The 13,309-nt window shown below is 70.1% G+C and carries 10 protein-coding genes; 7 read left to right on the top strand and 3 right to left on the bottom strand.

The features are described from left to right. Nucleotides 1-217 precede the first annotated feature (217 nt). From purF to K4L06_RS12455, 4 genes are all read left to right on the top strand, one after another. Nucleotides 218-1,687, top strand: coding sequence for an amidophosphoribosyltransferase (gene purF, locus K4L06_RS12440; protein ID WP_221671661.1), 1,470 nt, complete (start codon nucleotides 218-220; stop codon nucleotides 1,685-1,687). A gap of 22 nt (nucleotides 1,688-1,709) precedes the next feature. After that, entirely contained in the window at nucleotides 1,710-2,513 is an 804-nt protein-coding gene (locus K4L06_RS12445; RefSeq protein WP_221671662.1) for a ferritin-like domain-containing protein, read from the top strand. Between the two features lie 96 nt (nucleotides 2,514-2,609). Then, a complete protein-coding gene (locus K4L06_RS12450; protein ID WP_221671663.1) occupies nucleotides 2,610-5,054 on the top strand; it encodes a DPP IV N-terminal domain-containing protein in 2,445 nt (814 codons plus the stop codon). A gap of 287 nt (nucleotides 5,055-5,341) precedes the next feature. Beyond that, nucleotides 5,342-7,609 (top strand): TonB-dependent receptor, encoded by a 2,268-nt coding sequence (locus tag K4L06_RS12455; RefSeq protein WP_221671664.1) that lies wholly within the window; start codon nucleotides 5,342-5,344, stop codon nucleotides 7,607-7,609. Between the two features lie 129 nt (nucleotides 7,610-7,738). Here the strand turns inward: K4L06_RS12455 and K4L06_RS12460 are convergent, their stop codons facing one another. Together K4L06_RS12460 and lpxH are read right to left on the bottom strand one after the other, a co-directional pair. Beyond that, nucleotides 7,739-8,905: a lysozyme inhibitor LprI family protein gene (locus K4L06_RS12460; protein ID WP_221671665.1), complete on the bottom strand. Its 1,167-nt coding sequence runs from the start codon at nucleotides 8,903-8,905 to the stop codon at nucleotides 7,739-7,741. A 21-nt stretch (nucleotides 8,906-8,926) separates the two neighbouring features. Then, nucleotides 8,927-9,661: a UDP-2,3-diacylglucosamine diphosphatase gene (lpxH, locus tag K4L06_RS12465; RefSeq protein WP_221671666.1), complete on the bottom strand. Its 735-nt coding sequence runs from the start codon at nucleotides 9,659-9,661 to the stop codon at nucleotides 8,927-8,929. A 138-nt stretch (nucleotides 9,662-9,799) separates the two neighbouring features. On the opposite strand from lpxH, the gene gltX reads away from it, so the two are divergent. Then, nucleotides 9,800-11,197: a glutamate--tRNA ligase gene (gltX, locus tag K4L06_RS12470; RefSeq protein WP_221671667.1), complete on the top strand. Its 1,398-nt coding sequence runs from the start codon at nucleotides 9,800-9,802 to the stop codon at nucleotides 11,195-11,197. Nucleotides 11,198-11,242: 45 nt separating this feature from the next. Continuing rightward, a complete protein-coding gene (locus K4L06_RS12475; RefSeq protein ID WP_221671668.1) occupies nucleotides 11,243-11,740 on the top strand; it encodes a transcriptional repressor in 498 nt (165 codons plus the stop codon). A gap of 620 nt (nucleotides 11,741-12,360) precedes the next feature. Here the strand turns inward: K4L06_RS12475 and K4L06_RS12480 are convergent. Further along, nucleotides 12,361-12,747 carry a hypothetical protein gene (locus K4L06_RS12480; protein WP_255595100.1) on the bottom strand — a complete coding sequence of 129 codons (387 nt, stop codon included), beginning with the start codon at nucleotides 12,745-12,747 and terminating at the stop codon, nucleotides 12,361-12,363. A 68-nt stretch (nucleotides 12,748-12,815) separates the two neighbouring features. On the opposite strand from K4L06_RS12480, the gene K4L06_RS12485 reads away from it, so the two are divergent. Continuing rightward, complete coding sequence (locus tag K4L06_RS12485; RefSeq protein ID WP_255595101.1) at nucleotides 12,816-13,124, top strand: hypothetical protein; 309 nt, start codon at nucleotides 12,816-12,818, stop codon at nucleotides 13,122-13,124. The last annotated feature ends 185 nt before the right edge of the window (nucleotides 13,125-13,309 follow it).

Consider the following 13,309-nt stretch of genomic DNA (forward strand, 5'->3'; position numbering starts at 1 on the left):
GCGCGGCGGCCGGCGGACGCGGACCGGGATCGAATACCAGGCAACACGGCGGATGGGCGCGCGACGGCGCCGGGCGGATCGCCAACGGCGCGCCGCGAACCGCGCCGGGGACGGCCCCGGCGCACGGCAACACGCGTACGACCACACTTTCTTCAGCGCGGCGGCGTCATCGACCGGCGCCGCGCAGCCACCAGACTCTCAGCAGGATTCAAGCGCTATGTGCGGCATTCTCGGAATCGTCGGCAACACGGATGTCGCCGCCCAGCTCTACGACGGCCTGACGGTGCTGCAGCACCGCGGCCAGGACGCGGCCGGCATCGCCACCGCCGACGGCAGCCGCCTGCGCGTGCACAAGGGCAACGGCCTGGTCAGCGACGTGTTCGACGAAGCCTCGATGCGCCTGCTGCAAGGCCGGGTCGGCATCGGCCACTGCCGCTACCCGACCGCCGGCAGCGAAGGCTCCGACGAGGCGCAGCCGTTCTACGTCAATTCGCCGTTCGGCATCGCCCTGGCCCACAACGGCAACCTGATCAACACCGACACCCTGCGCCGCGAGGTGTTCGAACAGGACCGCCGCAACGTCAACACCGAGTCCGACTCGGAAGTGCTGCTGAACGTGTTCGCCCACGAACTCGACCGCCAGCGCGCGCTGACCGCCGAGGCGGCCTTCGCCGCGATCGAGGGCGTGCACCGCCGCTGCGTCGGCGGCTATGCGGTGGTCGCCACCGTGCTCGGCCTGGGCCTGGTCGCGTTCCGCGATCCGCACGGGATCCGCCCGCTGGTGCTGGGCAAGCGCAATCTCGGCGGCCAGGATGAATACGCGGTGGCCTCCGAATCGGTCGCGCTCGACCTGCTCGGTTTCGAGCGCGTGCGCGACGTGCGCCCGGGCGAGGGCATCGTGGTGACCCCGCGCGGCGAACTGTTCGCCCACCAGTGCGCGGCGCCGCGCAAGCACACGCCGTGCATCTTCGAATACGTGTACTTCGCCCGTCCGGACTCGATGATGGATGACGTCTCGGTGCACAAGGCGCGCATGCGCATGGGCCAGACCCTGGGCGAGAAGATCCTGCGCCTGCGTCCGGACCACGACATCGACGTGGTCATCCCGATTCCCGACACCTCGCGCGATTCGGCGCTGGAAATCGCCAACACCCTCGGGGTGAAGTACCGCGAGGGCTTCATCAAGAACCGCTACGTCGGCCGCACCTTCATCATGCCGGGGCAGGGCGAGCGGGCGAAATCGGTGCGGCGCAAGCTCAATCCGATTCCGCTGGAATTCCGCAACCGGGTCGTGCTGCTGGTCGACGACTCGATCGTGCGCGGCACCACCTCGCGCCAGATCGTGCAGATGGCGCGCGACGCCGGCGCGCGCAAGGTCTACCTGGCCTCCGCCGCGCCGCCGGTGCGCTATCCCAACGTCTACGGCATCGACATGCCCTCGGCCGAGGAACTGGTGGCGCACGGCCGCAGCGACGAGGAAGTGCAGACCCTGCTCGGCTGCGACTGGCTGATCTACCAGGACCTCAGCGACCTGGAGCAGGCCGTGTCCGGGCCCAAGCACCGGATCGAGAACTTCGATTCGTCCTGCTTCAACGGCGATTACGTCACCGGCATCGAGCCGGGCTATTTCGAACGCATCCAGCAACTGCGCTCGGACGAGGCCAAGAACACCCGCCGCGCTTCCTGAGCGCGGCCTGGACCGACCCGGCATGAACCTGTTCGACGCCGCCCGCGCCTGCCTCGACGCGGACACGCCCGAGGCCAAGGTCGAGCTGAGCTTCGCTCATGCCGCGGCGTTCGAACGCGGCGAACTGGCGATCGCCGACGACGCGCCGCCGCCGCAGCCGATCCGCATGCCGGGCCGGCCGCCGCGGCCGGCGCTGGTGCACCCGCGCGAGTTGCCCAAGCGCGGCTTCGGCACCGCCGAAGGCCGCGCCGCCTTCATCCATGCCATCGCCCATATCGAGTTCAACGCCATCGACCTGGGCTGGGACGCGGTCTACCGTTTTCGCGGCCTGCCGCGGCAGTTCTACGCCGACTGGGTCGGCGTGGCCCAGGACGAGGCGCGCCACTTCGGCCTGCTGCGCGCGCGCCTGCGCGAGCTGGGCTACGACTACGGCGATTTCGACGCCCACAACGGGCTGTGGGAAATGGCCGAAAAGACAGCCCACGACGGCCTGGCGCGGATGGCGCTGGTGCCGCGGGTGCTGGAAGCGCGCGGGCTCGACGTCACCCCGGGCATGATCGTCAAGCTGCGCTCGCTCGGCGACACGCCCACGGTCGCGATCCTGGAAACCATCCTGCGCGAGGAAGTCGCCCACGTCGCCGCCGGCTCGCGCTGGTTCCGCTGGTACTGCGAGCGCGCCGGGGTCGATCCCAATCCGCGCTTCCGCGAGCTGCTGGCCGAGTACGCCCGCGCCGTCCTGTACGGGCCGTTCAATCTGGAAGCGCGCAGCGCCGCCGGCTTCGACGAGGAAGAGCTGCGCATGCTCGAGGCCTTCGTCGAACGCTGACCCGCGCTGCGCCGCAGCAGCCGGCGGGCAGGCATGGACAAGCGAACCGCCCGACGATGTGCCATCGTCGCGGTTCCGCACCAGGGAGGGGTAGGGATGAAGCGATGCATCGCACTGGCCGCGCTGTGGGCGGCGACCTCGGCCGCCGCGCCGCCGGCGCTGACCGGCGCCGACTACGCCCGCGCCGAAAAACTGCTCGACTACCGCCTGCGGGGCACGATCAAGAACGCCCGCATCGAGCCGCAATGGCTGGCCGACGGCCGCTTCTGGTACCGCCGCGACGGCGAGCGAGGGCCGGAGTACGTGCTGGTCGACCCGGCCGCGCGCAGCCGCCAGGCGCTGTTCGACCCGTCGCGCCTGCACGCGGCGATGCGCGCCGTCGTGCCCGCGGCCGCGGCGCCGCAGCCGCTGGCGGTCGCCGGCGACGGCGCGGGCCTGCGCCTGCGTCTGCGCGGCGACGGCGAGCGCGAACTGAGCTGCGAACTGCGCGACTATCGTTGCCAAGCCTTGCCGGCGCGCAGCGATCCGCTGGCCCTGGTCTCGCCCGACGGCGCCCGTGCGGTGTTCGTGCGCGAACACAACCTGTGGCTGCGCGACCTGCGCAGCGGCGCCGAGCGCGCGCTGACCCGCGACGGCGAGGCGCACTACGGCTACGGCACGCTGCCCGATTTCGCCTTGCGCGCCGTGCCCAGCCAACAGGGCCGCTGGCGCGCGCCGCCGTTCGCGTTGCGCTGGTCGCCGGACGGCCGGCGCCTGTTCGGCACCCGCTTCGACGAACGCCGCGTCCAGCCCTATCCGATGGTGGCGATGGCCCCGGCCGACGGCTTCCGGCCCAAGGTCTTTGAGGTGCGCCTGAGCCTGCTCGGCGACGCCGAGAGCGTGCGCGACGAGTGGTATGCGGTCGATGTGGACAGCGCCGCGGCCGATGGCGCCGCGGTGCGGCGGATCGCGATCCCGGCGGGCTGGAACAACGTCGCCGAAGCCGATGTGCTCGGCTGGTCCGGCGACGGCCGCCGCGCCTATGCGGCGATCGCCCGCTACGACCGGCCGGCGCGGATGCGCCTGGTCGAGGTCGACCTCGAGCGCGGCGCGTTGCGCGAAGTGCTGGAAGAACGTTCCGACACCCGCATCCAACTCAACGACTATCTCTACAGCCGTCCGGCGGTACGCATCCTCGCCGCGCGCAACCAGGCGGTGTGGTTCTCCGAACGCGACGGCTGGGGCCACCTGTACCTGGTCGATCTCGCCGACGGCCGCGTGCTGCGCCGGCTGACCCGCGGCGATTGGTTGGTGCGCGACCTGGTCGGCGTCGACGAGACGCGCGGCGAGCTGTACTTCAGCGCAGGCGGACGCGAGCCGGGCGACCCCTACCAACGCCGCCTGTACCGAGCGAGCCTGGACGGCGGCGAGCCGGTGCTGCTGACTCCGGAACCGGCCGACCACGCGGTCGATCCCGGCGCCAGCGCGATCCTCGGCGGCGCGCCGAAGCAATGGCTGTCGCCGAACGGCGACTACGTGGTCGACAGCTATTCGACCCTGGACGCGCCGCCGCGCACGGTGTTGCGCTCGACTCGCGACGGCGCGGTGCTCATGGAGCTCGAACGCGCCGACGCTTCGGTCGCCTACGCCGCCGGCTGGCGCCCGCCGCAACGCGTGCGACTGAAAGCGGCGGACGGGCGCAGCGACATCTACGCGACCGTGTTCCTGCCGCCGGGCTATTCGGCCGACGACGCGCGGCCGAAGCAGTATCCGATCATCGACGGCTTCTACGGCGGCCCGCAGATCACCAACGCGCCGGTCGCGCTGGCCGATGCGGTCGCGGCGACCAATCCGGTCTCGCGCGCCAGCCTTGCAGCGCTCGGCTTCGTCGTCGTCACCATCGACGCGCGCGGCACGCCGGGGCGCTCGCAGGCCTTCCACGACGCCAGCTTCGGCCCGTTCGCCGATCCGCAGATCGACGACCACGTCGCCGCGATCCGCCAGTTAGCCGAGCGCTACCCCGGCGTGGACCTCGACCGGGTCGGCGTCTACGGCCATTCCTTCGGTGGCTACACCTCGACCCGCGCGATCCTGCGCCGGCCCGAGTTCTACCGGGTCGCGGTGTCCTCGGCCGGCAGCCACAACTACCAGGGCATGTACGGCGGCGGCGTGCACGGCCTGGAGCGCCTGCTCGCCGGCCCGCCGGCGTACGGCGAGTCCGGCCCGCGCCGGCCCGCACCCGATGCGGTGCCCGACAACTACCGCGCGCTCGACAACGCCAGCCTGGCCGACCGGCTGCGCGGCAAGCTGATGCTGGTCTACGGCGACCTGGACGAGAACGCGCTGCCGGCGACCACCGTGCAACTGACGTCCGCGCTGATCCGCGCCGACAAGGACTTCGACCTGCTCTACCTGCCGAACCAGGACCACGAACTGTTCCGCAACGACGCCTACTACACCCGGCGCATGTGGGACTACTTCGTCCGCCACCTGATGGGCGCGCAACCGCCGCAGGACTATCGGCTGCAACCGCCGGCGAAGGCGGGCGGGGCGGGGTACTGAGCGGACGCTGCGCGGGCATGCCGGTGGCGAGCGATATCGCCGTCGTGATTCGCGACGGCGATGTCTTCGTTCGACGATGGCGAATGTCATGAACTCGCGATCGTCGTGAGCGCGCAGCCATTCCATCGGCCATCCCCGCACATCCAAACCGCCGACTCGATCAACTGACGCGGATCTGAAATACCCCGTTCACACCGAGTCGACAGACTTCCGGGCTTCGCTCTGACGCCGCCCAAGAGCGGACTGCGCATCGCGCGGCGGCCACTTTGATCTGGAAGTCCCCTGAAATGACGACGACGAAGACGACGCTCCTCGCCGCCTCGATTTTGCTGTGCCTGTACGCCGGCCGCGGCCAGGCCGCCGAAGCCGCTCCCTTGCCCGCAGCGGCCGCCGACAGCGGCGCCGCCGCGGCCCCGGCCGACGACGCGACCACGCTGGACGCGGTGTCGGTGGTCGGCACCGGCCAGACCCGCCAGGTGCAGGCGTTGGGCCGCGCCGAACTGCAGCGCGAAGCCGCCGGCACCAGCCCGCTGAAGGTCATGGCCAAGCTGCCGGGCGTGCACTTCCAGAGCTCCGATCCCTGGGGCAACTACGAGTGGTCGAGCAAGCTCAATATCCGCGGCTTCTCGCAGCAGCAGCTCGGCTTCACCCTCGACGGCGTGCCGCTGGGCGACATGAGCTACGGCAACCACAACGGCCTGCACATCGGCCGCGCGATCAGCAGCGAGAACCTGTCCGGCGCCGAGCTGTCGCAGGGCAGCGGCGCGATCGACACCGCTTCTTCGGGCAACCTCGGCGGCACGCTGCGTTTCTTCAGCTCCGACCCCTCGGCCGAATTCGGCGTGCGCCTGGCCCAGACCGTCGGCAGCGACGCCACCAGCCGCACCTATGCGCGCCTGGATACCGGCGACCACGGCGGCTTCAGCGCCTACCTCAGCGGCATGTTCCACACTACCGACAAGTGGAAGGGCGAGGGCCCGCAGCGCAACTCGCAGTTCAACGGCAAGTTCGTGTTCTCCGGCGAAGACTTCCGCGTCAGCGGCTATGCCGATTCCTCGCGCCGGCGCGAGACCGACTACGCCGACCTGTCGCTGGAATCGGCCAAGCGTCTGGGCATGGACTGGGACAACTACGCCAAGGACTGGCAGCGCGCGATCGACGCCGCACAGGGCCGCTTCCGCGGCGGCGTGACCAGCCTGGACGATGCCTACTACATCGCCCGCGGCGTGCGCGACGACGACCTGGCCTATATCAGCGCCGACTGGAACGTCAATCCGGACGTGGTGCTGGCGGCGACCGCCTACTACCACCGCAACGAGGGCCAGGGCCACTGGGCCACGCCGTACTCGACCTCGCCGACCGTGCCGCTGCGCATGCGCACCACCGAGTACGACATCGAGCGCACCGGCTTCATGCCCAGCCTGAGCTGGCAGATCGGCAACCACCGCCTGCAGGCCGGCCTGTGGCTGGAGAAGAACGACCACGGCGTGCAGCGCAACTTCTACGACCTCAACCGCAACGAGGCGCCGGACGAGATCTTCTTCTACCGCAATCCGGACCAGCGCGTGTTCCGCCAGCGCTTCGACACCGATACGCGGATGTACTACGTGCTCGACCACATGGAGTTCGCCGACGGCCGCCTGGCGGTCGACGCCGGCTTCAAGGGCCTGCGCGTGGAGACCGACGGCAAGACCCTGATCGGCGGCGGCAGCCGCGCCAGCGGCAAGCTGGTCTCGGAGGACAATTTCCTGCCGCAGATCGGCGCGCGCTGGCAGTTCAGCGAGCACGAGGAAATCTTCGGCTCGTACAGCGAGAACCTGTCGGCGTTCCGCACCGGCGTCAACGGCCCGCATTCGACCTCGCAGGCCGCCTTCAACGCCGCGGTGGCGACCCTGGAACCGGAAAGCTCGAAGACCTTCGAGGCCGGCCTGCGCACCAGCCGCGACGCGATCGAGGCCTCGGTCGCGGTGTACCGGGTGAACTTCGAGAACCGCCTGCTGGCGATCGCGCGTTGCGCCGGCATCGTCGGCTGCGCCTCCAGCTTCGCCAACGTCGGCGACGTCGAGAGCCGCGGCGCGGAAGTGACCGTGCTGTGGAAGCCGCTGGCGGGCTTCAGCTGGTACCACTCGCTGGCCTTCAACGACTCGCAGTACGAGTCCGACTACCTGGACGGCGCCACCCTGGTGCGCACCCGCGGCAAGCAGGTGGTCGACGCGCCCAAGCGCCTGTACGCCACCGAGGTCCGCTGGGAGCGCGACGGCCTGCAGCTGCAGCTCGGCGCCAAGTACACCGACAAGCGCTATCTGACCTACCTCAACGATTCCAAGGTCGATGCGTTCTGGGTGTTCGACGCCGCCGCCTCGTACGAGTGGAAGGACCTGTCCTGGGCCGATGCGTTCAAGCTGCAGTTGAACGTGACCAACCTGTTCGACAAGGAATACTTCGGCAGCATCGGCACCAACGGTTTCGTCGCCTCCGATCCGCGCGGCTTGAACTACACCGTGCAGTCGGGCGCGCCGCGGCAGGTCTTCCTGACCGGCGAACTGAAGTTCTGATCGGCGATGAAGGATCGCGGCGGCGTTGCGGCGCCGTCGCGGTCGAGTCATAGCGCACGCCGGCCCTCGCGGGCCGGCGTCGTCGTTTCTGGCGCCTGCCCGATCGGCCGGAAGCAACCGCCGCAGGGATCAGTCGGCGGCGGCGACCTGCACCACCGCGGTCGGCGCGCCGAATTCCTCCGGCCACGCCGCCCAGGACACATCGGTCGGGCCGAGGTCGAATTGCACGACCTTCCAGGCGCCGCCGCGCTTGGCCAGCAGGGCATAGGTGCCGTCGCCGTCGAGCAGGCCGTCGCGTTGGCGCTCGGCGTAGCGGGTGCGCAGGAAGTCGATCGGCTGGCCGTCGGCGGTGCGCGGACGCACCGAGGCGAAGGCCCAGCCGCCTTGTTCGCGCAGCAGATCCACGCGCAGGGTTACCGGCTGGCCGAGGTCCTTGGCCAGCACGGCCTTGAGCGCGGCGAGCAGGGGCGCGCGGCGCGGATCGCCGACGCCGACCTCGATCGGCGCGGTCGCGGCGGACGGCGCTGCGCCTGGGCTCACCTTGCGCAACCGCTTGAGCACCCATTCGCCGCGCGCGGCCTGTTCGACCACGCCGTCGACGCTGCAACCGGCGGCGCAGGCGGCGAGCAGGCGCTTGCCCTCGGCGCTGCGCGCCTCGACCTGCAGGCTCATGATCGAACCGGCGGCGCGTTCGACCTTGGGGTCGTCGCGGCCGGCGACCTGGATCACCCGTTCGTTGTCCATCGCCAGATCGACCGCGTTGAAACGCAGTTCGATCCAGTCCGCGCCGGCGCCGACCGATTCGACCAGGAAGCGGCCGTCGAGGCGGTGCGCGGCGTCGCCGTCGGGTTGCAGCGCGATCTCTCGCAATGCCTTCAGGCGCTGGTCGTAGGCCGAACCGACGCAGGCCGGTGCGGTGCAGGCGTCGCGCTCGCCGCGCCAGCGGCGTTGCGCCTGGCGCACTTCGGCGTCGAGCAGGCCGCGCTCGGACAACTCGCGCCAGGCCTCGGCCAGGTCGCGGTCCTTGGCGGCGAGCGCGGCGTCGGCGCAGACAGTGGTTTCGCCGTAGCTGCGCGCGGCGGCGCAGTCGAAGCTGGCGCGGATCGGGCCGGATCCGGCGGCATCGGCCGCAGGCGCGGAGGCCGGACTCGCTGTGGACGGCGCAGGCGCCGTACCGGCGGCCGAATCGTTCTTCGCGGCGGCTTGCTCGGCATCGGCCGCCGGTGCGGCGACGCGATCGCAGGCCGGCAAGGCAGCGAGCAGGGACAGGCAGAGCAGGGCGGTCGGCAGGCGCATACGGACTTCCTCGGGGTTCGCTCAGCTCAGGCTTTGCAGGCGCGCGCCGTCGCGGTCGACGCGCAGCACCGAGCCCTGTTCGTACCAGTCGCCGAGCACGATGCGCTCGCAGGCGCGGCCGGCGACTTCCAGCGCGTGCACCGCCGGACGGTGGGTGTGGCCGTGGACGATCCGGTCGATGCCGTAGCGGGCGAAGGTCTCGGCCACGGTTTGCGGCGAGACATCGGTGATGGTTTCCATGCGCCCGGCGTCGCGCAGCCCGGCCTGGTGCGCCTTGCTCGCCGCGCGCGCCTGCTGGGCGAAGGCCAGCCGCGCCGCCAAGGGCTGGGCCAGGAACTGCGCCTGCCAGGCCGGGTGGCGGGTCTGGGCGCGGAACTGCTGGTAGGCGACATCGTCGGTGCACAGCAGGTCGCCGTGGCCGATCAGGGTCGGGCGGCCGTACAGCACCACCACCGACGGGTCCGGCAGCAGGCGCATGCCGGCGCGCGCGGCGTAGTCGGTGCCGAGCAGGAAGTCGCGGTTGCCGCGGATGAAGTACACCGGCACGCCGCTGTCGGCCAGGGCCTTGAGTTCGGCGGCGACGAAGGCGCCGGTCTCGGCCGGGTCGTCGTCGCCGACCCAGGCCTCGAACAGGTCGCCGAGGATGTACAGCGCATCGGCGCCGCGCGCCTCGTCGCGGACGAAGCGGCCGAACAGGTCGGTGATCTGCGGCCGCTCTGGGTCCAGGTGCAGGTCGGAAATGAAAAGGGTGGTCATGGGCCTAGTTTAGGCCAGCCCGGCGCCCGCACCGGCATGGCCGCGGACCTCCCGGGGCCGGTTCCGGCGGCCCCGACGGCCCCGGCCGCGCCCATCCGCTAAAATAGCCGGTCTTCCCGGATCCGCCCGAGCCCCCGCATGACCCGCACCCGTTTCGCCCCCAGTCCCACCGGCTACCTGCACATCGGCGGCGCGCGCACCGCGCTGTATTGCTGGCTGGAAGCGCGCCGCGCGGGCGGGCAGTTCATCCTGCGCATCGAGGACACCGACCAGGAGCGCAGCACCCAGGCCGCGATCGACGCGATCCTGGAGGCGATGGACTGGCTGGGCCTGGGCTACGACGAGGGCCCGATCTACCAGACCCACCGCCTGGCGCGTTACCGCGAGGTCGCCGAGCAGATGGTCGCCGCCGGCACCGCCTACTACGCCTACGAGACCAAGGAAGAGCTGGCCGCGGCGCGCGACGCGGCGATGGCGGCGAAGGAGAAGCCGCGCTACAGCGGCGCCTACCGCGACCGCGACGAGCCTTACCGCGACGACCCGAACCGGGTGATCCGGTTCAAGAATCCGCTCGGGGGTACGGTCGCGTTCGACGATAAGGTCAAGGGCCGGATCGAGATCGCCAACGACGAACTCGACGATCTGGTGATCTTCCGCGCCGACGGCTACCCGACCTACAACTTCGCCGTGGTCGTCGACGACTGGGACATGGGCATCACCGACGTGGTGCGCGGCGACGACCACGTCAACAACACCCCGCGCCAGATCAACATCTACCAGGCGCTGGGCGCGCCGGTGCCGCATTTCTCGCACCTGCCGATGATCCTCGACGAGGAAGGCAACAAGCTGTCCAAGCGCACCGGCGCGGCCGACGTGATGCAGTACCGCGACGCTGGCTATCTGCCGCATGCGCTGCTCAACTACCTGGTCCGCCTGGGCTGGTCGCACGGCGACCAGGAAATCTTCTCGATCGAGGAGATGACCCGTTTGTTCCAGCTCGAGAACGTCAACTCCAAGGCCTCGCGCCTAGACGCGGCCAAGCTGGGCTGGCTCAACCAGCAGTACCTCAAGAGCGACGATCCGGTCGAAGTCGGCCGGCACCTGGAATGGCATCTGCGCCAGCAGGGCTACGACCTGGCCGCCGGCCCGGCTCCGGCCGACGTGGTGATCGCGCTGCGCGACCGGGTGCAGACCCTGAAGGACATGGCCGAACGCGCGGCGGTCTGGTACCGGCCGCTGCAACAGTACGACGATGCGGCGGTGGCCAAGCACCTGACCGCGGCCGCGCAGGCGCCGCTGAACGAGGCGCGCGCGCGCCTGGCCGCGCTGGCGGCGTGGAGCGCGGAAAGCGTGGCGGCGGCCCTGCACGAGACCGCCGAAGCGCTGGGCCTGGGCATGGGCAAGATCGCCCAGCCGATGCGGGTGGCGATCACCGGCACCCAGGTCAGCCCGGACATCTCGCACACGGTCTACCTGGCCGGCCGCGAGCAGGCCTTGCAACGCATCGACGCCGCCCTCACTAAGATTGCGGCATAGGTCGAATCGTCCGATCAGGCCCGCGCCGCGACTTCGGAGTCCGCCATGAGCACCCACACCGCCTGCACCGATCCCCAGCACCACGTCCACGACGGCGACGCCTTCGTGCACGAGGTCGAACGGGCCTGCGAGCAGCGCGGCCTGCGGCTGACCCCGATCCGCGCCCACGCGTTGCGCCTGATCGCCGACGCCGGCCGGCCGATGAAGGCCTACGACCTGCTCGACCGGATGAAGGCGACCCACGACGCCGCGGCGCCGCCGACCATCTACCGCGCGCTGGATTTCTTGCTCGAGCACGGCTTCATCCACAAGCTGGCCTCGATCAACGCCTTCGTCGGCTGCCATCACCCGGGGGGCGCCCAGCACGCGGTGCCGTTCCTGATCTGCGACAACTGCCAGTCGGCGACCGAACTGGAAGACGAGCGCATCGTCGACCTGCTGGAAGCCCGCGCGCGCGCGCTGGGCTTCGTGCCGCAGGCGCAGACCCTGGAAGTGCACGGCATGTGCGCGGACTGCGTGCAGGCGAAAGCGGCGCAGGGGTGAGCGCGGGGGCTATGGCGATGCGCGAAGCAAAGGCGAATCCCCTTTAACCCGTCCGGCCAGCAGGCATAGCCTGCTGGCGTTCGACCGTGCGCGAACCTGCGGTTCGCAGACGCACGCGCTCCTTTTTTTCAAAGAAGGGAAGAGCGGTGGCGAAGGGGAGGCTGCATGGGTCTTTCTCTCTCGACCTCTCTATCTCTCTCGACGGGCGAGGAAGTTCGTCCTTCCGTCGTAGGCCGACAACAAACTCGCCCCCTTTGAAAAAGGGGGCTGCGCCTTGCGCCGTCCGAGGTCGGGTTGGTCCGGCTGGCGCGGGGGATTTGCTTTTGCTTTCGGTGTTGCGCGAAGCAAGAGCAAATCCCCCCTAGCCCCCCTTTTTCAAAGGGGGGAATTTTTCAAAGGGGGGAACAGCGGTGGTAAAGGAGAGGCTGCATTGGCTCTCTCTCGACCTCTCTATCTCTCTCGACGGTCCAGGAAGTTCGTCCTTCCGTCGTAGGCCGACAGCGAACTGGCCCCCTTTGAAAAAGGGGGCTGCGCCTTGCGCCGTCCGAGGTCGGCCTGGTCCGGCTGGCGCGGGGGATTTGCTCTTTTCAAACGGGGCACTGCAAGATCGGCGAGCGCGACTACGCTTTCGCCGTCGCCAATCCATCCAGCGACGGCCTGGCTTCGCGGATCGGCAGGTTCGCCGCCGCGGCCAGCAGCGCCAGGACGATGTCGGCGTACCACATCCAGGTGTAGTCGCCGAACTTCGCCATCGCCAGCCCGCCGAGCCAGGCGCCGAAGAAGCCGCCGATCTGGTGCGAGAGCAGGGTCAGGCCGAACAGCGTGCCCAGGTAGCGCGGGCCGAACAGTTTGCCGACCAGGCCGGCGGTCGGCGGCACCGTGGCCAGCCAGGTCACGCCCAGGCCGGCAGCGAACAGATAGAAGGTCAATGGCGTCGGCGGCGAGACCAGATAGATCGCGATCAGCGCGGCGCGGCTGGCGTACATGCCCGCCAACAGGTACTTCATCCGGTAGCGCTGGCCGAGCCAGCCGCGCCGCGCTGATCGCGATCTATCTGGTCTCGCCGCCGACGCCATTGACCTTCTATCTGTTCGCTGCCGGCCTGGGCGTGACCTGGCTGGCCACGGTGCCGCCGACCGCCGGCCTGGTCGGCAAACTGTTCGGCCCGCGCTACCTGGGCACGCTGTTCGGCCTGACCCTGCTCTCGCACCAGATCGGCGGCTTCTTCGGCGCCTGGCTCGGCGGGCTGGCGATGGCGAAGTTCGGCGACTACACCTGGATGTGGTACGCCGACATCGTCCTGGCGCTGCTGGCCGCGGCGGCGAACCTGCCGATCCGCGAAGCCAGGCCGTCGCTGGATGGATTGGCGACGGCGAAAGCGTAGTCGCGCTCGCCGATCTTGCAGTGCCCCGTTTGAAAAGAGCAAATCCCCCGCGCCAGCCGGACCAGGCCGACCTCGGACGGCGCAAGGCGCAGCCCCCTTTTTCAAAGGGGGCTGCGCCTTGCGCCGTCCGAGGTCGGCCTGGTCCGGCTGGCGCGGGGGATTTGCTCTTTTCAAACGGGGCACTG

The sequence above is a fragment of the Lysobacter sp. BMK333-48F3 genome (assembly GCF_019733395.1).
Taxonomy (GTDB): Bacteria; Pseudomonadota; Gammaproteobacteria; order Xanthomonadales; family Xanthomonadaceae; genus Lysobacter.

Bases quoted from the DNA above. Each gene is read 5' to 3' on its own strand.
- purF (WP_221671661.1), top strand. From the start codon at position 218: ATGTGCGGCATTCTCGGAATCGTCGGCAACACGGATGTCGCCGCCCAG.
- K4L06_RS12445 (WP_221671662.1), top strand. From the start codon at position 1,710: ATGAACCTGTTCGACGCCGCCCGCGCCTGCCTCGACGCGGACACGCCC.
- K4L06_RS12450 (WP_221671663.1), top strand. From the start codon at position 2,610: ATGAAGCGATGCATCGCACTGGCCGCGCTGTGGGCGGCGACCTCGGCC.
- K4L06_RS12455 (WP_221671664.1), top strand. From the start codon at position 5,342: ATGACGACGACGAAGACGACGCTCCTCGCCGCCTCGATTTTGCTGTGC.
- K4L06_RS12460 (WP_221671665.1), bottom strand. From the start codon at position 8,905: ATGCGCCTGCCGACCGCCCTGCTCTGCCTGTCCCTGCTCGCTGCCTTG.
- lpxH (WP_221671666.1), bottom strand. From the start codon at position 9,661: ATGACCACCCTTTTCATTTCCGACCTGCACCTGGACCCAGAGCGGCCG.
- gltX (WP_221671667.1), top strand. From the start codon at position 9,800: ATGACCCGCACCCGTTTCGCCCCCAGTCCCACCGGCTACCTGCACATC.
- K4L06_RS12475 (WP_221671668.1), top strand. From the start codon at position 11,243: ATGAGCACCCACACCGCCTGCACCGATCCCCAGCACCACGTCCACGAC.
- K4L06_RS12480 (WP_255595100.1), bottom strand. From the start codon at position 12,747: ATGAAGTACCTGTTGGCGGGCATGTACGCCAGCCGCGCCGCGCTGATC.